This window comes from Lysinibacillus sp. fls2-241-R2A-57 (assembly GCF_030209535.1).
GTDB lineage: Bacteria > Bacillota > Bacilli > Bacillales_A > Planococcaceae > Lysinibacillus.
This window is the reverse complement of the sequence record NZ_JARVRU010000141.1, coordinates 1-20449: the sequence shown is the minus strand read 5'-3', so window position 1 is coordinate 20449 and position 20449 is coordinate 1. Positions and strand designations below refer to the sequence as shown.

24 protein-coding genes are annotated in these 20449 nt (G+C 33.8%); 11 read left to right on the top strand and 13 right to left on the bottom strand.

Going from position 1 to position 20449, the window contains the following annotated elements; translation table 11 throughout:
* Window positions 1-138 precede the first annotated feature (138 nt).
* Window positions 139-1371, top strand: coding sequence for a MerR family transcriptional regulator (locus tag QRN68_RS19755; protein WP_285398622.1), 1233 nt, complete (start codon window positions 139-141; stop codon window positions 1369-1371).
* Between the two features lie 324 nt (window positions 1372-1695).
* Here QRN68_RS19755 and QRN68_RS19750 read toward each other — a convergent pair whose 3' ends face one another.
* Together QRN68_RS19750 and QRN68_RS19745 are read right to left on the bottom strand one after the other, a co-directional pair.
* Window positions 1696-2115: an ester cyclase gene (locus QRN68_RS19750; protein WP_285398621.1), complete on the bottom strand. Its 420-nt coding sequence runs from the start codon at window positions 2113-2115 to the stop codon at window positions 1696-1698.
* Window positions 2116-2239: 124 nt separating this feature from the next.
* On the bottom strand, window positions 2240-2968 hold the full coding sequence (locus QRN68_RS19745; protein ID WP_285398620.1) for a CPBP family intramembrane glutamic endopeptidase: 729 nt from the start codon (window positions 2966-2968) through the stop codon (window positions 2240-2242).
* A gap of 571 nt (window positions 2969-3539) precedes the next feature.
* Between QRN68_RS19745 and QRN68_RS19740 the strand changes: the two genes are divergently transcribed.
* The 3 genes from QRN68_RS19740 (at window position 3540) to QRN68_RS19730 (ending at window position 5147) form a co-directional block, all read left to right on the top strand.
* A complete protein-coding gene (locus QRN68_RS19740; RefSeq protein ID WP_285398619.1) occupies window positions 3540-3995 on the top strand; it encodes a hypothetical protein in 456 nt (151 codons plus the stop codon).
* 406 nt (window positions 3996-4401) lie between these two features.
* Window positions 4402-4707: a PadR family transcriptional regulator gene (locus QRN68_RS19735; protein ID WP_285398617.1), complete on the top strand. Its 306-nt coding sequence runs from the start codon at window positions 4402-4404 to the stop codon at window positions 4705-4707.
* Window positions 4704-5147 (top strand): hypothetical protein, encoded by a 444-nt coding sequence (locus QRN68_RS19730; protein ID WP_285398616.1) that lies wholly within the window; start codon window positions 4704-4706, stop codon window positions 5145-5147. The genes QRN68_RS19735 and QRN68_RS19730 overlap by 4 nt, the downstream gene beginning before the upstream one ends.
* A gap of 560 nt (window positions 5148-5707) precedes the next feature.
* Here the strand turns inward: QRN68_RS19730 and QRN68_RS19725 are convergent.
* Window positions 5708-6487, bottom strand: coding sequence for an alpha/beta fold hydrolase (locus QRN68_RS19725; RefSeq protein ID WP_285398615.1), 780 nt, complete (start codon window positions 6485-6487; stop codon window positions 5708-5710).
* Between the two features lie 159 nt (window positions 6488-6646).
* On the opposite strand from QRN68_RS19725, the gene QRN68_RS19720 reads away from it, so the two are divergent.
* Window positions 6647-7861, top strand: a complete 1215-nt coding sequence (locus QRN68_RS19720; RefSeq protein ID WP_285398614.1) for a helix-turn-helix domain-containing protein — start codon at window positions 6647-6649, stop codon at window positions 7859-7861.
* A gap of 232 nt (window positions 7862-8093) precedes the next feature.
* Here QRN68_RS19720 and QRN68_RS19715 read toward each other — a convergent pair whose 3' ends face one another.
* Complete coding sequence (locus tag QRN68_RS19715) at window positions 8094-8507, bottom strand: hypothetical protein (RefSeq protein WP_285398612.1); 414 nt, start codon at window positions 8505-8507, stop codon at window positions 8094-8096.
* A 140-nt stretch (window positions 8508-8647) separates the two neighbouring features.
* On the opposite strand from QRN68_RS19715, the gene QRN68_RS19710 reads away from it, so the two are divergent.
* Entirely contained in the window at window positions 8648-8788 is a 141-nt protein-coding gene (locus tag QRN68_RS19710; RefSeq protein WP_285398610.1) for a hypothetical protein, read from the top strand.
* A 96-nt stretch (window positions 8789-8884) separates the two neighbouring features.
* Here the strand turns inward: QRN68_RS19710 and QRN68_RS19705 are convergent, their stop codons facing one another.
* The 4 genes from QRN68_RS19705 to QRN68_RS19690 all read right to left on the bottom strand — a co-directional run bounded on the left by QRN68_RS19705 (window position 8885) and on the right by QRN68_RS19690 (window position 11018).
* Window positions 8885-9322 (bottom strand): YhfM domain-containing protein, encoded by a 438-nt coding sequence (locus QRN68_RS19705; RefSeq protein ID WP_285398627.1) that lies wholly within the window; start codon window positions 9320-9322, stop codon window positions 8885-8887.
* A 67-nt stretch (window positions 9323-9389) separates the two neighbouring features.
* Window positions 9390-9926 (bottom strand): nucleoside/nucleotide kinase family protein, encoded by a 537-nt coding sequence (locus QRN68_RS19700; RefSeq protein WP_285398608.1) that lies wholly within the window; start codon window positions 9924-9926, stop codon window positions 9390-9392.
* 172 nt (window positions 9927-10098) lie between these two features.
* Window positions 10099-10281: a hypothetical protein gene (locus QRN68_RS19695; RefSeq protein WP_285398606.1), complete on the bottom strand. Its 183-nt coding sequence runs from the start codon at window positions 10279-10281 to the stop codon at window positions 10099-10101.
* A gap of 140 nt (window positions 10282-10421) precedes the next feature.
* Window positions 10422-11018, bottom strand: a complete 597-nt coding sequence (locus QRN68_RS19690; RefSeq protein WP_285398605.1) for a TetR/AcrR family transcriptional regulator — start codon at window positions 11016-11018, stop codon at window positions 10422-10424.
* 130 nt (window positions 11019-11148) lie between these two features.
* Here QRN68_RS19690 and QRN68_RS19685 point away from each other — a divergent pair, with 130 nt between their 5' ends.
* The 3 genes from QRN68_RS19685 (at window position 11149) to QRN68_RS19675 (ending at window position 14223) form a co-directional block, all read left to right on the top strand.
* The gene (locus tag QRN68_RS19685) at window positions 11149-12354 is read left to right on the top strand and encodes a serine hydrolase domain-containing protein (RefSeq protein WP_285398604.1); all 1206 of its coding nucleotides are present in this window, start codon (window positions 11149-11151) and stop codon (window positions 12352-12354) included.
* A 50-nt stretch (window positions 12355-12404) separates the two neighbouring features.
* Window positions 12405-12809 (top strand): VOC family protein, encoded by a 405-nt coding sequence (locus QRN68_RS19680; RefSeq protein WP_285398602.1) that lies wholly within the window; start codon window positions 12405-12407, stop codon window positions 12807-12809.
* A gap of 256 nt (window positions 12810-13065) precedes the next feature.
* On the top strand, window positions 13066-14223 hold the full coding sequence (locus tag QRN68_RS19675; protein ID WP_285398600.1) for a Ger(x)C family spore germination protein: 1158 nt from the start codon (window positions 13066-13068) through the stop codon (window positions 14221-14223).
* Between the two features lie 43 nt (window positions 14224-14266).
* Here the strand turns inward: QRN68_RS19675 and QRN68_RS19670 are convergent, their stop codons facing one another.
* The 5 genes from QRN68_RS19670 to QRN68_RS19650 form a co-directional block, all read right to left on the bottom strand.
* On the bottom strand, window positions 14267-14563 hold the full coding sequence (locus QRN68_RS19670) for a YfzA family protein (RefSeq protein WP_285398599.1): 297 nt from the start codon (window positions 14561-14563) through the stop codon (window positions 14267-14269).
* 358 nt (window positions 14564-14921) lie between these two features.
* Entirely contained in the window at window positions 14922-15641 is a 720-nt protein-coding gene (locus tag QRN68_RS19665) for an MBL fold metallo-hydrolase (protein WP_285398597.1), read from the bottom strand.
* A 427-nt stretch (window positions 15642-16068) separates the two neighbouring features.
* The gene (locus QRN68_RS19660; RefSeq protein WP_285398596.1) at window positions 16069-17199 is read right to left on the bottom strand and encodes a DnaD domain protein; all 1131 of its coding nucleotides are present in this window, start codon (window positions 17197-17199) and stop codon (window positions 16069-16071) included.
* Between the two features lie 253 nt (window positions 17200-17452).
* Window positions 17453-17872, bottom strand: a complete 420-nt coding sequence (locus QRN68_RS19655; protein ID WP_285398595.1) for a hypothetical protein — start codon at window positions 17870-17872, stop codon at window positions 17453-17455.
* Window positions 17873-18090: 218 nt separating this feature from the next.
* Complete coding sequence (locus tag QRN68_RS19650) at window positions 18091-18612, bottom strand: gamma carbonic anhydrase family protein (RefSeq protein WP_285398594.1); 522 nt, start codon at window positions 18610-18612, stop codon at window positions 18091-18093.
* Between the two features lie 74 nt (window positions 18613-18686).
* Between QRN68_RS19650 and QRN68_RS19645 the strand changes: the two genes are divergently transcribed.
* Both QRN68_RS19645 and QRN68_RS19640 read left to right on the top strand, forming a co-directional pair.
* Window positions 18687-19664 (top strand): NAD(P)H-dependent flavin oxidoreductase, encoded by a 978-nt coding sequence (locus tag QRN68_RS19645; protein WP_285398592.1) that lies wholly within the window; start codon window positions 18687-18689, stop codon window positions 19662-19664.
* Entirely contained in the window at window positions 19661-20065 is a 405-nt protein-coding gene (locus tag QRN68_RS19640; protein ID WP_285398591.1) for a PaaI family thioesterase, read from the top strand. The genes QRN68_RS19645 and QRN68_RS19640 overlap by 4 nt, the downstream gene beginning before the upstream one ends.
* The last annotated feature ends 384 nt before the right edge of the window (window positions 20066-20449 follow it).

The window sequence follows — 20449 nt, the reverse complement described above, 5'->3', positions numbered from 1 at the left end:
AATATTCTGATTATTTAAACTTATTAGAGCTATCATAATATTTGGAGCTGACTCAAGGTCAATAGTCTTTTGTTCACTTTTTAGACAAATTTCAAAAAAAAAGTGGAGTAACTCCACTTTTTTACTGGGGGGAAATCTATGAAAATCGGTACATTTGCAAAGATTTTCGATGTTTCAATCGATACTGTTCGTTATTACATAGAACTTGGTTTGTTACTTCCAGACAAAAAAAACACTCAGTATCAAATGAATCAATCGAGCCACGATGATATGACTTTTATTGCTAAGCTAAAAAAGCTCCATTTTTCACTGCTAGAAATACAACAAATTCTATCGTATCAGCGTGTTACAAATTTCATGGACCATGAAGATCTCGTCTACTACAATACCTTGCTAATCGATAAAAAGGACCAGTTAATCCAGAAAAAAGAAGAGTTATCAAAGGCAATCCAATTAATTGATAAATCGATTCACACCAAAAATTCTGCGTCCGAAAAGGAATATTTAAAAGGTGTCCCGCTATCCTTTGTAAATATTCTCTATTGTCCAAAGTGCCACATCCCACTTGAAATGAAAGCTGTGTCGATTATTAATAATTCCATTCAAAATGGTTATTTAACTTGTACTTGTGATTACGAAGCAGTTATTGAAGAAGGTATTATCATAACCGCTAACTTGTATGAGATTTCTCCATACCCGTCCTATTTTTACGACATACAAACAATTAAAGAGATGAATCACGGGATGATAAATTTGTTTGAAAAAAGTAACTTTTGGTTTCAAAAAACACTGCAAAATATAGATTTGAAAAACAAATTAATTGTGGAAACCAACATCGATGCTTTTGTGACACTACCCAAATATAGTGATAATTTTGACTTGAGTGCATCCTATGTATTCAGTGGCTACTCACTTGAGATGCTCAAGAAGGTTAGAAAAAGGATTGAAGGTATCAATCCTTTACTTAACGTACTTTATATTTTGAATTCCGATTTAAACCTGCCATTAAAACCACTTAGTATCGATGTTTTTGTGGACAGTTTTACAACAAATGATTTTTCATTACTCAATCCACAGTTTCCTATACCTATTCTAAAAGACCGTTTCCACAGCGATTCAATCATCGTTGGGGGTTACTCTTATTACGAAAGTTCGTCCAAATCATTGAAAAATATTTCATCCATATATCCAGATTCTCACCAACACATTTTATATCCAAATTACATCGAGGAGAATTTATTAGTCAATGGCTTTCAAATAACACAAAGCGATAATATCGGTTATTGTACAGATCCTGGACCTTTTTTTGATTATCATGTTAAGGATGAAAAGTTCCACATGTTAATGTATTTAGCCCGTTCGGTAATGTAGAAGATTAAAAGGACACATCTCGCCCATTTTAGAGCGAAATGATGTCCTTTCTTCCTTTCTTCCTTTCTTCCTTTCTTCCTTTCTTCCTTTCTTATCTACTAAAAAAAGTCCTAAAATGACTAGTTTATCTCATGCCCAGACTTTTAGTAGAAGGTGTGTTGTATTTAGCGCTTCCTTTTAAATATTACAAACTCAAAAAATAGCTGTGAATTTTAATAATTAATCATTTCAATATTCGGCATGGCCTACTCATGTTTATCTAATTTGCGAGTGTATTTTAAAGGGCAAAATAAAAACACCCCGAAGGATGTTTTTAAACTGATATTAATTTTTATTACGATCGAGTTGTTTTTCGATACCCGCCCGATCAATTTGAATCCAATATTCTGCTATTTTTTCATCTTCAACTCTATATACCGCGCTTGCAATTTCAATAACCGGAAGACTTGTCGGCTGATATCCATCGACTTCTCCTACATGTGTACCAACTTGCTTCCATCGTACATATACTTTATTTCCTTGTACGATGAACTCTTGGATTTCTAATGAAAAATTGCCATATGCTTCTATCATTTCTTTTACATGTTCAGCATAGTCTTTTGGAGTTCTTAAAACTGTTAATTCCTCTTCAGAAATAACTTGGTGTGCCAGTACTTGCTCTGCCATTAATTCAGTTGCGTAATCTGGATTATGCCCTGAACGTACTTCTTCAAAAAATTTCTTAACAATTTGTTCTGGTAACATTTGACCCCTCCACCTTTTCAATACGTATACTAACCAAGGATAACTTAATCATGAATTGCTAGATCCACAGTTTCTGTTTGAAGCCTGTCCTAGTTAGAATACATTATCTTCATTCATTTTACAATTATGATTTTTCATCCCCTAATCTTACAATATAGTCCAATAAGAAGTGGAATAAAATAAGCGGAATAATAGAATCTAATCCAATATAAAGGATTGAAAAAAGTACTCCAAAAATTGTTGTTCTTAGAACCCCCATTACAAATCCTTGATATGTATGTGCAAGTCCAAAAAGTATGGAAGCAAGAAGAATAACTATCCACACAGATAAATCTGGAAATAAGTATGTAAAAGCAAAAATTAAAAATCCTCTATAAATAATTTCCTCTGTAATTCCAGCTGTTATAGAAACATAACCCCATAATTGTTTTTCTTTTTTACTAACAGGAAAAATCGGCGAAACTTCTGACTTTTCCCATTCCTCTGCTTTCTTTTCTGTTAATTGTCTTTTTATCTTATCACTTAAAAAATAACCCAAAATATAGTACAGCACAAAGGATAAATAAAAAATGCCTATTCCAAGTCCTATATAGGTAAACCAAGTTCCAAGAACCTCTGTATTTATTCTTGGCATTTTCAACCCAATTTGTTGTAAAGAGAGGTCAGTAAATGCAACTAACAATAAAATAAATACAGTTGGAATCCAAATACCAATCATAGTATTTATATAATATTTGATTCTAGCACCCTCATATATTTCTACATCTTTTTTAAATTTTTGAAACCCAAAATAACCTATAATCGGCTCGTAAAACAATAAAAAAACTATAACTACCCAAAATCCTACTTCCAAAAAATCAACTCCTAATAACCATATTTTCAAATTCAAAAGTCCCTGAGATAAGCATAAGCACAACCTATAACCTTTTATCTAACTCCCCTTCCTTCTAAACTACTGACGGACACCACTTCATTTCCGATTCATTTTTTTAAAAATTTTTTAAAGAAATCAATTTCAAAAATCAAATTTGTTTTTAAAATCATGCTGCTTGATTTTAGCCACTTACACATCAAAGTTATGAAGCGTATAGCCACTGACACTTTTACATTATTCTTTTGTAAGATTTAGACTTCTAGCTGGTTTTTTAGCAAGTCCTTTGAAAATAAATTACCTTAATAAATTATTTATACACTTTTATTGACATAAACTCTTTTAAAGTGTAATATTACACTATCAAGGAGGTAATATAGATAAAATGAATTGGAAGCACATCAGTAATAAAATAAATTTTCACACGAAAAACTGGCTCAGAGCAGTTAAACCACTTTTAACATTGTGAAATCATTTTAGAGATGTAACTAAAACATACGTATACGTTTACACATTACAATACGGATTTAACGAATCAACTAAATAATACACATTGAAAGGAACAAAAAATATTATGAAAAAAACAATTATCACATCATTAGCTATCCTTATATCAATAGGAGGTTTATCAACTGCATGGGCAAGTACAAAAACTGAAGACTATAAAGATGAGCTAGCGTATTTTAGAACAATTAATCCAGAAATTACAAGCTCACAAGTAGAGTCACTGATGAAACTAAGAAAACAAGTCGATGAAATTCATGAACAATCAGAGAAATTAGAACTAGAGTACGGAATCCTTGTTGATAATACAAAAAATCCAAACAAAGAACCAAAAAATCCGGAAGATTTAACAGCAGAGCAACGTAACAAACTGTCTCAAGCAAATGATAAGTTTTGGAACGGAGAGCTACAGTTTTTAGAAGCTTCCTATAAAGCTGGGCTTGTAAAAGAAGATGCTTATAAAATTGATAAGAAAAACTTCGAAGAGGCAAGAGATAACAATTAATTAAATTATCCGATTGAATAAAGCTTTGTTTAGATCTGACAAGGCTTTATTCATATTTAATTACAATAAATAAAGCGTCGATTTTTATGATAATGAAGAGATTTTTTAATACTGGCTTATTTTCTTGGACTACCTACCAACTAAAGCAGATGAAAAGACTAGGCTAAAAATTGAGTACCTAGTCTTTCCCTTTTCTGCAGTCACATTCCTGCTCCAATCATATTTGTCCCCCTACTCAAAAATACGAAAACGAAACATTCGCTTTCTTCGCATTTTAATATGCTAGGCTTACAGATATTTTCTGAAATTAATGGGCTCATTATTGCATTATTTCCATATTACAGTTATTATTACGTTATACGTTATATCGCCAAACGTAATAAACTTTTTCAAGAGGAGGTATTGTGTGAAGAAAAAAGATAGGTTTTCAGAGCCTTCGTTGTTTATTTTGATTAGTCTGGCTGAAAAAGATTGTCATGGCTATGCAATTATGGAGGATATTGAAAAAAATTATAGTATTAAGTTAGGTGCTGGAACTTTATATGGAGCTATTACACGTTTAGAAAAAGCCGGCTACATTCAAGTGCTTGAATCTGATGATCGTAAAAAACCTTACAGGCTAACAGATGCAGGACGTGAATATTTGAGCAACCAAATACAAGAAATCCAAGCAATAACTACACTCGGCGCAAAAAGGCTTGGGCTTATATGAAGTGGTTAATGTATTTGTATCCAAGAAATTGGAGAAAACGATATGGCGATGAAATGAATGATCTCTTAGAACAGAAAGATTGGACTTTCTTTCTGTTGATCGATTTACTGAGAGGTATAATCGATGCTTGGAAAATAGAAATCAATGAACGAGAAGTTTTTGGCATTCGCATGAGTAATGTACTATGGCTTGTCGGTTTGATAAATATACTTATTATTCTACAATACAGATCATTACAGGAGGTTATTTTAATGGAGCAAGTTGCGTTAATTATTGCTATGATATCGTTTTTCTTAGCAGTATCTATTTTCGTTGTGAATCTTTTTAAAGCTGGTTTTCAGAATGCTTTTTCCATCAAAACTAAATTATCAAAAATGTCTGTCGGATTTATGGGCTTGTATGGAGTGACTTTTACCGTATTTTTGGTATTAGCAAATTAACTAACCTATTCTAACATTAAATAAATTTTAAATTTGAGAAGTGGCTGGGACAAAACTGGACAAAACCTAAAAAGCGCGAGAAATCAATTTAGAAACGTTGATTTCTCGCTTTTTTTGATGTTAATTTTGCCTTAAAAATATACTTATGTCATAAGCGATGCAAATTATCAATGCAATCAGATAGTGTTTCATGAAGGAGATGTCGATATTTTTCGAAAGTTGGTTGATAAATTAAAAAAGTTGGTTGATAAATCGATAAAGTCGGTCGATAACTCGATAAAGTCGGTCGATAACTCGATAAAGTTAGTTGATAAACAATCAAAAGTACTCGAGACAGTAAATCTCCGGAAATATACTGCTATTAACATAGTAAAAGAGAAATCAAACAGCATCGATTTCTCAGCTAGTTTTGTCCCAGTCTCTTCTTTTTATTATGCTTTGTTCGGGGTCACATTCCAAACTCGTTACATGTTTATCGATTTATTAGTTAATCCTTCAACCTGTGTCATAAGTGCGTGATCAGCATAAGGCAACACTTTTATTTGATAATCGAATCTCAATTAACGACAATCACTATCCTCGAAGTGCTCCTTGTCATTCTTTACCCTACTTAAAATATCTCTTAATATACTAATAACAACGTCTGGTTTATCAAAATGTATCGCATGCCCAGCATCTTCAACGATAATGTGTTGCTTATTTGTTGACAGATTTGCAAGCTCTTCTTGAAATTTCAGCCACATAGCCATTGATTCCTTTGTATGAAAAGGCTGGAGACCGCCTGTAACGACAATCAATGGAATATTTCCAAACGATTTATTTCGAACTTGTTCTAAGCTCTCTTCAACTTCATGAAGAGATCCTTCCAAAGTAAATTGATTATAATACGCTTCTTGAACTTCTTTTGCGAATAAAGAAGGCAATATTTTATTTTGATCCTCATGAGATGAATCTAAGAGGACTACTCCTGCGACTTCCTCTGGATATGTACTTGCAAATAATCTTATATTTAATCCCCCTAATGAGTGGCCCACTAATACATACGGAGGTTTTACATTTGCTTTTTTAAGTAATATGCGTAAGTTCTCGACACTTTGTCTACTATGTCGAGGTCTGTCATCCATTTCACTTTTTCCGATTCCTGCTCTGTCATAAATAAACATTCTTGAGAATTTAGACACTTCATCTTTAATTGAATTCCAGTTTTCTAAAGTAACTCCATACCCTGAATCAAAAACCAAAGTTGGACCTTCGCGATGCTCCCCTATCAATTCATAGTATAATTCAATGCCACCTATAGCTAATTTTTTTCCTGCTTCATTTTCAATAAATTCACTCATATGTAATCCCTCTATTTCGGTTTCTATCTTCCTTTTGTAAAATCCGGCCTAAGGAAGTTCAATTAAATTGAACTTAATCGTAACATGTAATAATTGTCTTTTCAAGCTGAAGTTTAATATAATTGAACTTGCAAATTGAATTTCAAGGGATGTTAGAATATGAATGAGTTAGGACAACGAATCAAAAAATTAAGAATAGAAAAAGGTATGACACTTGTAGAACTAACAGGTGACAAAATGTCAAAGGGAATGTTAAGTATGATTGAAAACGGGCGCGCGAACCCTTCGATGGACAGTTTAAAATTTATAGCGTGCCAGTTAGGCTGTGACCCTCAATATTTATTAGGAAACCCTACTCCTGATGAGCTAAAAAATTTGTTTACTAAAATAGAGGAAGCGTTTGAAAAAAATAATGATGAACAGATAATTAGTTTGACTCAAGACATTTTTGACCGACAATTTCCCATTTCATTGGAATCTGCTAGGATATTAGAAATTTCCGGAAGGACAGTTTTGAAGTCAGATCAAAACAATGGAGAAATATTGATAGATCGGGCAGTAACAATCTATGATCGGTTATCTCTTTATAGTCACAGTTTGGCAGCGCAAGTATACGTAGTAGAATACCATGCGAAAAATGGCGAGTATCATAATGCCCTGGAAATGTTACGAAATGTAAGAAAAGAGTATGATGAAAGAGCAACCATGATTGATATGCTCGTTGATTTAGAAGCGAATTACGTTGAAATGGTCTTACTTTTCGGGATAGGTGAATATATATCTGGGAAGGAGAAGCTTCATCAATTAATTGAAATGTCTAAGAAAAAAATGGTCTATTATAAGATGGATAATATTTTCCGAATTGCAGCATTCCAAGCCCTTCTTCATAACAACGAAAAGGATTATGTCTATTTTATTAAGAAGTCAGAACAGTTTGCTGTTTTTAGTGAAAATGATCAGTCCTTAGCTTATACTTTGTTACTGCAAGCTCACTATCACAATCAAATACCAAAAGATTATGAACAAGCTCTTTGTTACTTAGATAAATTTGCTACAGTGTTAAACGGAAACATTGGAAGTGATTTTTATTATCTTGAACAAGGGAAAGCTTTATTAGGAAAAGGACAGCTAAATGAAGCCTTAGAAGCGTTTGAGCAATTTAAGATGCCGAGCTCAAATAGTTACCCGCTTGAATTATGTATTCTTTACACTGCGTATTCTTATAGAGCCATTTGTCTTATGCAACTTGGAAAAGTAGAGGAAGCTCTTATTTATGCGCAAAGAGCAGCTAGCAAAATAGATACACTACCCCAAACGCATTACCAAGATTTTATTAAAAACACCATTGAGTTAGTAAATAAAACGGTAAAATAACGACTTGTCGTTTTATTCCAGAACAAAAATTCTTCTCTTAGAGACCAGGTCAATCACAAATACTTGTGAAACCTGGTCTTTATTTAATGATTTTTACAAGTCTAGCTTTATTGCCCCTGCTTTCGATACATCCATACCATCAGCAATCCTTTGCTCAAATAAATATCCATAATTTGCCCTTCTCAATTACTCTCACAGTTCATATTGGACACACCGAAATAGCTCATCCCTTTTAGTAGCGTTTATTAAAGATAGGTCGTTCAAGTTTCTCTATAAGATAATGTTCCAATGCAGATATGAAATACCATTGTTCTATATCATTGAATATATATACAGCAATTTCCGTGCTATTATCCTTAATCACTTTATCCCATTCTTCATCACCAAAAGCGTTAATTTGGTTTAAAATTCTGGACCTTAATCCAACTGCAGGAAGCGCTCTGCCTACGTACTTAACGATATCTTTTTGTATAAAGTAGTATATTCCACATTCTTTTTTTAACTGATCTGTAAAGTTGTTATCGTTTCTAACATTTTCTAATGTTTCTTTTCTGTACGTGATTTCAAGACCATTATTAATTTTTGAAGAAAACAAATTCACGAAATTTTGTACATTTCTATCAGAAAATGTTTTTTTAACAATCATTCTTTTCTCCCCGCTTCATCTTCTGTGTATTATTTGGATAAAAATTCACTTTAAGCCCTAACGATGCAGCTGTTTGTAAAATTGTTCTAATAGATCCCATATGTTGTAATTCCTAGTAATCAAGAGTAGGAGGCTTTGCTTTGATCATTACTGCACTTATCATTATTTCTTTTACAGTGATTGCGTTAGCCTTTATTGTTGCATGGGTATTTGTGGCCAGCAAAGGAACTAAAAAAAAGGAACTAGAAAAAAGAATCGAAGAACTTGAAAGAAGTAAGTAATCCTATTAAAAATACATAATGCGGTAATACGATGGACATATTACCGCCAATGCTATTGCGAAATGCAAAATAAAAGACATCTTCGAGCTCCAATAATTATTTGAGGTCAGCTAATTTTTCACCAGTAAGTATTGCAAAGAGTTCTTCTGACTTCTTCTCGTCTAATTGACTATGTTTATTTTCAGCATCTATTGCGAGCTCCACTTTATCTTTATTTGGACTTATCCAAAGTTCATATAATACCGCCTTTGCTTCTATTTCTGGATTTTTAAATTGGAAAACAAATCTGTAATCAGCTGGACGCGCCCTATCTACTTTTGCATTTTCCCAATCAATATCATCTACTATCTCTTGCACCTTTTGAACTTGCTCATTATCAGTGATTTCTTTGAAGTCTTCATAATTACTTTCATCCCCAATACGCTTTTGAACTTCTATCTTTTGCTCTTCATTTCTAATGTCTGAACAACCTGTTATAAGAATCAACATTATCCCAATAAAAGTAATTAAATATTTAAAATTTTTCAAAGGCATCTCCCCCTTTATTGTTTTATGTAACCTTAATTCCAACAACAAGCTTTTAACACCACGGCCTTTTTAGTTAAAATTCATTTGCTATCAGACTAATTATTTTCTGAATAATAGCTTCTTGCGATAATCTACCATCTATTATGTAATCACAATTAGGTTTTACAGATTTTTCAGCTTCTAAATAAGCATTTCTACCACTATCTATATAGTGCTCACATTCATCTATAGCATCGGTTATTGAATTTGAATCCCTAATTATTCTTCTCGCCAGAGCGATATCTAGCGGTGTATCGACATAAAAAGATGTATCTATGAATCCTTTTAATTGATGATTGAGATATGAAAATGGATAGTCCAAAATGATATATTCTACATTAGCGTCCTTTTGTAATTCTTTTAGATCCTTAACCAAAGGACTTATATCCCATTCATCATAGTCCGCCCCTTTTTCAACCCATTTACAAATATCATCGGGTCCTTCAAAATCATAATCATCAAAATGAAGTGACTCTGCATTCTTCAGTAGTTTCGTAAGTTCTTTAGCAATAGTTGTCTTTCCTCCACCAGATATTGCAGCAATTGATATAATTTTTTGCTTTATCACCATTTTCCCCCCTCCTCAACTCATTACTATATTTTTACATATTTAAAGATTTACTGCAATTACGATGAATATCTTGAGATAAAGAAGAAAATCCTCCATGTACTTGAAGCCAACTTCCAATTTAAATAACCACAACCCAAAGATTGTGGTAGTAAATTTTATGCGTTCTATCTTATTATTTATTACGTTTCGAAGAAGTGTTATCGTTGCATTGTTTTTCTTTACTTGAATTGTTCTTTTGTTCTTTTGTTAGATCATTTTCTTCACGCACATCTAAATCATCAGGGCTTAAATCTGACCCAAGTTCTACTTGATCTAGTTCACTGTTATTACGCTTTTCTTTTGTCAAAATTATCACCTCCGATTTATAAATTATCCATTTTGGTGCATTTTATACTTGTAAGAAAATAAGCAAACTGTTACGTTATTTCCTCGGTAATAAGCTATTCTGCTATCATTTGAGCAAATACGCTTCATTTAAAATGAATTGAGCACTGATCATTTGTGTTGAGTTAAATCGTTGGATAAACTTTCAATCATTTTTTTCATGGTCTTTAAAAAAGTTTGTTCACCAATTTCTTGACGATGTAAAGGTAACAGCATAATCATTCTAAAAAGGCCAATTACAATTTCAGGATCTTCTTCAGTAACCCCTTTTTCCTGTAGAAATTTAACAAACTCTAATGAACTCTCTAAATCTTCCTTAGCATGTTCGTCGATAAGTTCCTTCGGGAGTCTCTTCACTATTTTCTCGTATTCCCCTCTTTGATAAAGATTTTGTAAAAATTCATTTTCCTCAATAGCTTTAAAAGAAATTTCAAAAAATCTCATTAACAGTTCTTTTGGTGGTAAAGATTCACTCATAACCTCAGAAATGATTTTATTTTTTATTTCTTCTTCTCTTCGCAACACGGCATAAAATAATTCTTCTTTTGAAGGATAGTATGAATAAAAAGAACCTTTTGCAATCCCACACGCATTTACAATGTCATCAATACTTGTTTTAGAAAAACCATACTGAATAAATAATTCTTTACTCTTGTTGAGTAGTGTTTCATGTATTTTCTTCCTCTGTTCAGCTGAAATTCTTGCCATCATAACGCCACCTCTTTATTTGACTATTTCTTGATTTTTAGTCATATATCTGTTAAGTTGATTTTATTAAATTTATCCTTTTTTGTAAAGGTATTGACTTGAGATGGTATATTCAGAAGGAGAAAACAATATGAGAATAAGAAAAAATATCCCAATTCACGGTTTTGTTGAACCAGGTTTTGAAAAAGTGAGGGAAGAATTTGTTAAAAATTTTACTGACCGAGGAGAAGTTGGAGCAGCCTTTTCTGTTTATATAAATAACGAACCTGTCGTTGACTTATGGGGAGGATATCGAGATCGGAAATCTTGTACCGAATGGGAGACAGGCACATTAGTTCAAGTGTTTTCAGCTACTAAAGGATTTGCTGCATTAGCTTTAAGTCTAGCACATTCAAGAGGTTACATTGATTACGATGAAACCGTTTGTACATATTGGCCAGAATTTGCTCAGAATGGGAAAGAGAAAATTACAGTTAGACAACTTCTTGCACATCAAGCTGGTTTATCCACTCTCGATGAGCTTAAAATTGAACATATAGAAGACCTAGATACTTCATGTCTAGCACATTCCCTTGCTGCACGTAAACCAGATTGGGAGGTTGGAAAATTTCATGGTTATCACGCATGGACAATAGGGACATTGATTGCAGAACTCATTAAAAGGACGGATCCAAAACACCGTTCCTTAAAAGATTTTTTTAACGAAGAAATAGCTGAACCACTAAATGCAGAATTTTATATTGGTTTGCCTGCTGAAATCTCCAAAGATAGAATAACAACTATTGAAGGAATAAATCATCCTATACAATTACTTAAAGGGATGACTAAATTGCCACCAAAAATGTTACTTGGATTTTTAAATTCTAAGTCACTAGTAGCGCGAAGTTTAGTGGATCCTAAAAAGTTTGTTGCGAATGATAATTTTAATCATCGTCCTATACTATCTATTGAATTTCCTTCAGGTAATGGCGTTGGCCAAGTAAGAGGAATGGCTAAAATCTATGGTGCATTTGCTAGTGGAGCAAAAATACTTGGATTAGAATCTTTCACTTTGAATGAATTAAGAAAGAGCGCTACTCCCCCAATAGAAGGTTTTTATGACCATATTAATTGTATAAACATCGCTTACTCTTTAGGGTTTTGGAAACACTTTTCGGCTATGCAATTTGGTCAAAGTGAGAGCTCTTTTGGACATCCTGGAGCTGGAGGCTCGTTCTGCTTTGCTGATCCAGACGAGAGATTAGGTTATGCTTACGCAATGAATAAACATGGATTTGGCATGGCTAATGAACCAAGAGAACTTGCTCTAAGAAATGCGTTATATAGTTGTCTTTAATATTAGTTAAATATTATACTATCCTAGCAAAAAAAAGGAGATTTAAATTTATGGTTAGAAAATATGTGCATCACATATGTATACAAACCAATACATATGCTGAGTCTTTAAATTTTTATACGGAAGTATTAGGGTTTGAGCTAGTGCAAGAGTCACCAAATTTCCACGATAGACATTTTAACACTTGGTTAAAACTCGGTACCTTTTATATTGAACTCCAAACAGGTAAATATAATGAAAAACTTGAGGCATGTAATTCAAATGGTCAAGGCATTGTACATTTCTGTTTATGGGTTGACAATCTTAGTGAAGAGGTAGAACGAATAAAGGGTATGAATGTTACTTTTATATACAAAAAAGATGACATTATTTATAAAGTTGAAAATGGCCAGCTATGTAAGTTAAAAGCACCAGAAGGAACGATTATAGAAATTCGCGATAATAAAGGAATTTAATCACTTCACTAAAATCCCCACTTTTTTCCATCGCGAGTTATTCCCCGCAAGAGAACGAATAAATGGTCAAGGAAATCACTTTCATTTCCTTGACCATTTTTCAACATATGTAGGTAGTCCTAGTCTGTATTATTGTAGTTCCCCTAAATTTTTCACTGCTTATAATCCTCTCATTTTTTGTCCAAGCTAAAAGTGTATCAAACAAACCCCTTTGCCCTCAAAATTACACAAGAATTTCTAAAAGTAGGGATCAAAAATGAAGAAAAAAATTGTATTAATAGTAAGTTTAACAGCTGTACTATTACTATCTGGATGTTGGGATGTTACTGAACCACAAAGAATGTACTATGTTGACGGTATTGGTGTCGATTTTAAAGATGGTCAATATGAAATATATATGCAGATCATTAACTTTGCTAATGTTGCTAAATCTGAAGCGCCTAGTCCTCAGACTGCCCAGGCAGAGATTGGATTTGCTAAAGGAAAAACGATGGAAGAAGCATTTTTCAAATTATATCGCTCCATCGACCAAAAAATTTTTTGGGGACATATGAACTACCTTATTTTCTCTGAGGATGCCTTGAAAAATGAAAATGCAATTTCTACTGTTGATAGTTTTATACGTCATCGGGAAACAAGATATCAAATATTGACATATTGTACACAGGACCCTATTAAAGATATTCTTCTAATTACTCCCATGTTAAATAAATCGATAACAGCTTCAAAACTAAGTAATCCATTGTATACAAAAGAGCTAGAAACTTTTGTAGAGCCCGTTGATTTACGAAACCTCGTTCTCAACTTAAATGAACCGAGTCATGAAGTTAATATTCCATTCGTCACAATTAATAAAAACTGGGAAACTGCCAACAAACCAACAAAGGCAACCGCTTTAACAGGCGTTGGCTTACTTTCAAAGGATGGTTTTAAAGGCATTGTTAAGGATGAGGCTGCAAAAGGTATCCAATGGATGTATCATAAAAAAACTCGAGGAGACGTAACTTTTAAATTAGAAAATAAAGAAAAAGAATACTTAACAGTCGATTTAGAAAAATTAAGTACAGATATTAAACCAATTGTAAAAAACAATGAAGTGACATTTGAAGCTGATATAAAATTTAATGCGATTATCAATGGTTTCAAAGGAAAAGTATCGACCGACGAAATAAAAAAAGGCATAATTAAAGCAATTAAAAAAGATATAAAAACATCATATGAAGAGGGTTTAAAATTAGATGTTGATATTTACCGCTTATCTGAGCATCTATATCGAAAAAACGTCAAGGCTTGGAAAAAAATAGAGAAAGATGGCAAGATACCATTGTCTGCAGATTCACTTAGTAAAATAAACGTTACCGTAAATAAAGTGAATTCTGGTCGTAAATCATTTGCCGAAACAATTAAAGAATAACTAATACAATAAAATCCCTCAAGTATGAGGGATTTTATTTATTTTATTTTCTAGAAAAGATATCTTTTACGGCACCTATTATTGTACTTGGAAGTAATGTAATAGCAAAGAATGCGGTGAACAGATTAAATTGGGGGGTGTTATACGGAGTAAACCATTCTACAAAAAGTTCTGAATTGGAAATTCTTCCGAATAATGATCCTTCGTTAAATTTTCTGAATAGTGGCCATGAATAAGTTTCACAAAGGAAAAAGAATAATAGCAACACAAGAAATGCTCCCAAAGTCTTCATCCAATCTCGATTTCGAATAGGACGATCTTTTTTTATTGTATCTGCCATTTTGACTAACTCCCCTTCTATTTATCCAAGTGCTACAATACCCTAAAACGCATATTGTATATATACTTTATAAACAATATACACTATTATTCATTGCTCATCAATACCTAAATTTATAAAATTTGTAAACGCAATCTAAAGTAATAACTTTTTTATGGTATAGATACTTTGAATTAACATTACATACTAAAAAACCAAGTTCAAAATTAATTGAAACTTGGTCATATATGCTTTTTCCTTATCTTACAGAATTAATTATTTACCATACCTTCTACTGAAATAGTTTCATCACTTTCTGCATCTACACTAAAAATGTATCGAAAATAAAAAACTCTTCCCCAATAGTTAGAACAAGGAACTAAAATTCATTAGTCACAACATTAAATCCTAACGTTTCAGCTTCTTGTCGGTCAAAGCCTTCATCTAAATGCATACACCAAAATGTTGAACGTAAATCATGACTAACTAATTCACTAAGTTTTCGTAATGACAAATGCACATTGCCTTCATAATCTGCTTTACAAGTATCTACGTAAACATAATCATATACCTTCGTCGACTCATGTGGATTTAGTAAAGATGATTTTAGACTATTTGTATCTCCTGTATAATAAATAAGCTTGTCATCAATATATAATTCAATTGAATAAGAAGGGATCTCTTCAACATGACTAGATTTTTCAAATAGTACTTTACAGAAATTAAGTGTGTACTCAGTATCTGAATGAAATTTTTTAGTTATGCAATGACGGTCTGGAATAACACCATTGATGACCAACAATTCATCAATTTTCACATCATGTACGGAATAAACCGTTACATTAGATTTTGCCAATTCTCCATGACAATAATAGCTATAATAAATAAAATCGGCAAGGCTACCTACGTGGTCTGCATGAGTGTGTGTTACCAATACATGGATGTGTTCGATACCTTCCAGTATATTATTTTCTTTAATTCGGTGAAAAATATTGCTGCCACAATCAATAAGTAACATCTGATTACCTACTTTATAATAAGCAGAATTATTACCTAATTTCGTATTAAATGCGCTTCCAGAGCCTATAAATTTCAACATGAAGTAATCTCTCCATCTTTTGATTTATTTTATTTCTTCTCCTAATTTACAATATTAGAAAATTACCGACAACATTTTTTATCTTTTAAATATCATTTTACATCGATGTGATAGAGGAACTCGCTCAAACGTTATGAGTAAGCCCCTTTTTGATTAAACACTTGCAAACTCGGATCTAATTCTTATTAGATTTCTCCTTAATATTGTTTGGTAACTCATCCACATTCATTATTTTTGAATCACTCGTGTAACCTTCTAAATTCTATAAACACGGACGATTGTTCCTTGTTTAAAAGGTTTATATCCAAAAAAAGGATCCAAAAAAAGTACAACCTTTTCTCTTATTACTATCTATTTTTGCTCTTCCTTAAATTTCGGGACATGAGTTATCTGACAAAATTGTCATCTTGAAATGGGCGGCTTTTATCTACACCTTTGCACTCCTGGTCACTTCCCTTAATGTTTCCAATATTTTTTGACGTTCAGCTTCAAAATCAATAGCTTGCGCCGATTCTGTATCATCGTTATCTTCATGGCGGTGATGGAACCATTCAGGAACAACTTCCTGACGCCCTTGTTGATCAGATCGATTAGAATGATGTTGTCGTTGTTTTTTTTGAGTTGCAAATCGAAGTCGGCCCGCTTCTACCTCCTCGATCGTTTTATACTTCTTGTTAGTCCAATCATGTAAAATTTTGTTAACGTAATTCCAGCGGACTACATTATTTTCTACAGCTAGTTTCATAGCATGAATTACAAGATCTTCCGAAAGATCATCAATCCAATGACCGATTTTGTATGCTACATGAGAAGCTAGAGCACCAAAGCCATTTTGCTCATAAAACTGGAATGCCGTTTGAGTTTTCGGAAGATTTTCTGCTGAGCAATGTCTCCTTTCATCATTGTTCTTATTATTTAGTAAATTATTATTTAGTGATTTATTAATTAGTAGTGACGGATTTTCCGTTAGCGGGTTTTCCGTCAGTGGACTTTCCGTCAACGGGTTTTCCGTCTGCGGGCTTTCCGCCAACGGGCTTTTCGTCTGTGGAATTTCCATCAAAGGGCTTTTCGTCTGCGGACTTTCCGTCAACGGGTTTTCCGTCTGCGGACTTTCCGTCAACGGGTTTTCCGTCTGCGGGCTTTCCGCCAACGGGTTTTCCGTCTGCGGACTTTCCATCAACGGGCTTTTCGTCTGTGGACTTTCCGTCTGCGGGTTTTCCGTCGACGATTTATCCGTTACCAGATTTTCAGTAAGCGGTGCAGCTGATGGTGCTTCGAACACTAAGAGATCCATTTTGCAAAACTTTCCAAGGTTTGTTCTGCCCTGCTCCTTTTGAATATAGCCAGCATACGTTAGCTCTCTGATAATGTTAGCCGTTGTATCTCGACCACACTTACTACGAATGGCTAAATCAGAAATAGAAAATAACCAGTCATTTGGCAATGACAACATATAAGCAAGCAATCCTTTTGCTCTCCAACTTAAACGAGTGTCATTCAAAAATCCTTTATCCAACACAACATAGTTATCTTTTTTTTGAACTCTAAATATTACCATGATGCCCCTCCTTTTTGCCTTTGAGATAAATTGACAATTGCGTGTCAACCAATCACATAATTTAGCAATTCCTCTTTATTAACTTATATACAGGTTTTTACAACGATAAGGGACAATGCTTAACTATTTTCTTTGAAAGATGGACTGCTTCTCTCTGGAAAGCAAAAAAATTAGGACATGCTTCAGTGGCATGTCCTAAACTTTTGCAATATAATGCAACGTTGCTTTTTCTTTTTTTCGTTCCTTCAACGTTCTATTGATATAATTCTTTATAGACGATTACTTTTAAAGCCATAATTTCATCTTCTGTTAATTTACCTTCCATTTCTTGAATGACCTGTTCTTTCGTCATTGAACCATTTTGTACTTTTACTCTTATATTATTAAGCTCCGAAATACCAACTTTTTGAATTAATACTTTTGTAGCTTCTTCTTTAGTCGTAAACGGCAATTTGCTGCTGTCTGCAGTTTTAGCCTCTTCCATATATGTTTTTAGTTGTGGGTCTTGTTCAATAGTAGTTTTAATTTCATCTTTTTGTCCGCTGTTCTTTAATTCTGTTGATATCGTCTCAGATATCTTATCAGATGCAAATTTTGTACCATAATGATAAACCCCATACCCAATAACACCGAGGAAAATTAAAATGATCAGAAGGAATTTAATGAATCTCATATTCTCACACTCCTTATTTCTACACTTTATAATACTATATAGTGTGGATAAATGAGAAATGATAACCTTGCATTTATCACTCCTCATTTATAAATCCAAGCTCATTAAGTTTGAGTCAAGCACCCTGCTCATTTTCAAAGACACTATCAAAGACAAATGAAGGCAAAATAAAAAGGATTAAGTTCTAGACGATACTGAACTCAATCCTCACAAATGGTTTAACTTTTATTCTCTATTATTTCTTTAAATTCTTTTCCTTTTTGAACGTATGTGTCGATTGATAGTTGGATTAACTCGATGTCTTTATCTTGCAGCTGGCGTACGACTTTTCCTGGTGAGCCAACGACCAATGAGCGTGGTGGTATTTTCGAGCCTTGTGTAATAAGTGTGTTTGCACCAATAATGCACTCTTCCCCAATTTCAGCATGATCTAAAATAACAGAGCCCATTCCAACAATCGAACGGCGACCAATTTTGCAACCATGTAAAACTACTTGATGGCCTACTGTTACTTCATCTTCTACAACGACTGGAGCCCCTTCATATAGATGAATAGTTGCATTATCTTGAATACTACAGCGGTTTCCGATCGTGATGCTATCTTCATCCCCCCGTAGTACGGCGTTAAACCAAATAGATGATTGTTCACCAATCGTAACATCTCCAATAATATACGTGCCTGGTGCTTGAAATACTGAATCATGAACATTTGGCTCTTTAAAAGCATATGTAATCTCCATAAAATTCATCCTTTCATTCATCTGAATATTTTGCTAGAATTTAGTATAACATATTTTAAACGGAGGTGCTATTTTTGAATCAATTATGTTCTGTATTAGCAATTCAATATCCAATTATTCAAGGGGGAATGGGTAATATCAGTAGTCCTAAACTTGCGGCAGCAGTATCGAATGCAGGTGGCCTAGGGACAATTGGCTGTGGAACAATGACACCTGCTGAAGTTGAGGAACGCATTGTAGCTACGAAGCAACTTACGCAAAAACCATTTGCTCTCAATGTGCCAATCAATGTCAATCCTCATACTAAAGAATTATTACAATTAGCTATTACACATAAAATACCGGTCGTTTCATTATCGGCAGGTAATCCGACATTATATATCGAGAAATTGCATGCTCATCATATTCGTGTAATTGCTGTTGTCGCATCTGTTAAACAAGCAATAAAAGCCGAGCAAGGCGGAGCAGATGTCATCGTTGCAGAAGGTTTTGAAGCTGCGGGAATTAACTCCAATCTAGAATTAACAACCTTTACATTAATTCCTCAAGTAGTTGATGCTGTTTCTGTACCTGTTGTAGCAGCAGGTGGCATTGGTGATGGACGTGGATTAGCTGCTGCATTAACGCTTGGAGCATCAGGTGTACAGATGGGAACTCGCTTTATTGCAACAGAGGAAATGCCTGTACATCCGACCTTTAAACAAAGGCTACTCGATGCAACCGATGTGGAAACCGTCATTCTAGGACGCTCGATTGGTCAGGTTCGTCGTGTGTTACATTCACCGTATGCCTCATCATTGCTTGCTGACGAGGCAAAAGGTATCACACTCGCCGACTATCAAGAACGTACTTCCGAAACTTTTCATATTAAAGGGGCTATTGAAGGTCTTGAACAAGGTGGTTTTATGAATAGCGGTCAAATTGCAGGAATCATTCGAGACTTACCGACTGTTGCGACTCTTATCGAGAATATGATGGAAGATGCTCAGAACCGTCTAAATCGTTCATTACACAATAATTTCAAAGACTCAGTTCGGAGTGTTCAATTATGACTATGATCGATTTAAAACGAGTGATTAATGGCGAAGTTGAACCACCAGCGTGTGATAAAACATTAGGTATCGTAGTAATATCGGCTATTGCAGGAAAAGCCACTTGCTCTTGGGAGGTGGATGAACGTTTTTTAAATGGTCATCAAGTCGTAATGGGTGGATTCATTACTTCTGCAGCAGATATAGCGATGGCCTATTCGATGGCTTCTATATTAGAAAAACATCAAGGGTTCGCTTCGATTAATCTGCAAACAACATTTTTACGACCACTTCATTTAGGTACTACTATGATTGAATCAACAATTGTCAAACAAGGGCGAAAAACATGTTATGTAGAGGCCACGATTTCCCAAAACGAGCAGGTTATCGCCAAAATAACATCTTCTATCATGATTCTATAAATGGATTATGGTGAGTAGCCCTGGCGTTCACTTTTGAACTATCAGGTGTGGCGATTAACCATTTTTATCCATATTCGTTAATTAAAACGCGACGATTTCACTGCGGGCGAGCATAAACCTATTTTTTCCTAATCAACACGCCTGTTGAAATTTATAAAAATTGTAAAAGTAATACGCTATCGCTGGAACTGAAATCACCCTCATTTAAAGCACGACAATATTTCTTATAAATTTATACACGTGACTTAACATCTGTTATTAATACCGCTAAGCTTTCGCACATATTTACTAAAAATGGCTCATCACCAAAAGTTGCGGATGACATTTATGGAATACTTTGAAGATTTATCGAAACAAAATCGCTCTTTATCGAAACTTTTTGAG

Bases quoted from the DNA above. Each gene is read 5' to 3' on its own strand.
- QRN68_RS19755 (WP_285398622.1), top strand. From the start codon at position 139: ATGAAAATCGGTACATTTGCAAAGATTTTCGATGTTTCAATCGATACT.
- QRN68_RS19750 (WP_285398621.1), bottom strand. From the start codon at position 2,115: ATGTTACCAGAACAAATTGTTAAGAAATTTTTTGAAGAAGTACGTTCA.
- QRN68_RS19730 (WP_285398616.1), top strand. From the start codon at position 4,704: ATGAAGTGGTTAATGTATTTGTATCCAAGAAATTGGAGAAAACGATAT.
- QRN68_RS19725 (WP_285398615.1), bottom strand. From the start codon at position 6,487: ATGAGTGAATTTATTGAAAATGAAGCAGGAAAAAAATTAGCTATAGGT.
- QRN68_RS19720 (WP_285398614.1), top strand. From the start codon at position 6,647: ATGAATGAGTTAGGACAACGAATCAAAAAATTAAGAATAGAAAAAGGT.
- QRN68_RS19715 (WP_285398612.1), bottom strand. From the start codon at position 8,507: ATGATTGTTAAAAAAACATTTTCTGATAGAAATGTACAAAATTTCGTG.
- QRN68_RS19705 (WP_285398627.1), bottom strand. From the start codon at position 9,322: ATGCCTTTGAAAAATTTTAAATATTTAATTACTTTTATTGGGATAATG.
- QRN68_RS19700 (WP_285398608.1), bottom strand. From the start codon at position 9,926: ATGGTGATAAAGCAAAAAATTATATCAATTGCTGCAATATCTGGTGGA.
- QRN68_RS19690 (WP_285398605.1), bottom strand. From the start codon at position 11,018: ATGGCAAGAATTTCAGCTGAACAGAGGAAGAAAATACATGAAACACTA.
- QRN68_RS19685 (WP_285398604.1), top strand. From the start codon at position 11,149: ATGAGAATAAGAAAAAATATCCCAATTCACGGTTTTGTTGAACCAGGT.
- QRN68_RS19680 (WP_285398602.1), top strand. From the start codon at position 12,405: ATGGTTAGAAAATATGTGCATCACATATGTATACAAACCAATACATAT.
- QRN68_RS19675 (WP_285398600.1), top strand. From the start codon at position 13,066: ATGAAGAAAAAAATTGTATTAATAGTAAGTTTAACAGCTGTACTATTA.
- QRN68_RS19670 (WP_285398599.1), bottom strand. From the start codon at position 14,563: ATGGCAGATACAATAAAAAAAGATCGTCCTATTCGAAATCGAGATTGG.
- QRN68_RS19665 (WP_285398597.1), bottom strand. From the start codon at position 15,641: ATGTTGAAATTTATAGGCTCTGGAAGCGCATTTAATACGAAATTAGGT.
- QRN68_RS19660 (WP_285398596.1), bottom strand. From the start codon at position 17,199: ATGGTAATATTTAGAGTTCAAAAAAAAGATAACTATGTTGTGTTGGAT.
- QRN68_RS19655 (WP_285398595.1), bottom strand. From the start codon at position 17,872: ATGAGATTCATTAAATTCCTTCTGATCATTTTAATTTTCCTCGGTGTT.
- QRN68_RS19650 (WP_285398594.1), bottom strand. From the start codon at position 18,612: ATGGAGATTACATATGCTTTTAAAGAGCCAAATGTTCATGATTCAGTA.
- QRN68_RS19640 (WP_285398591.1), top strand. From the start codon at position 19,661: ATGACTATGATCGATTTAAAACGAGTGATTAATGGCGAAGTTGAACCA.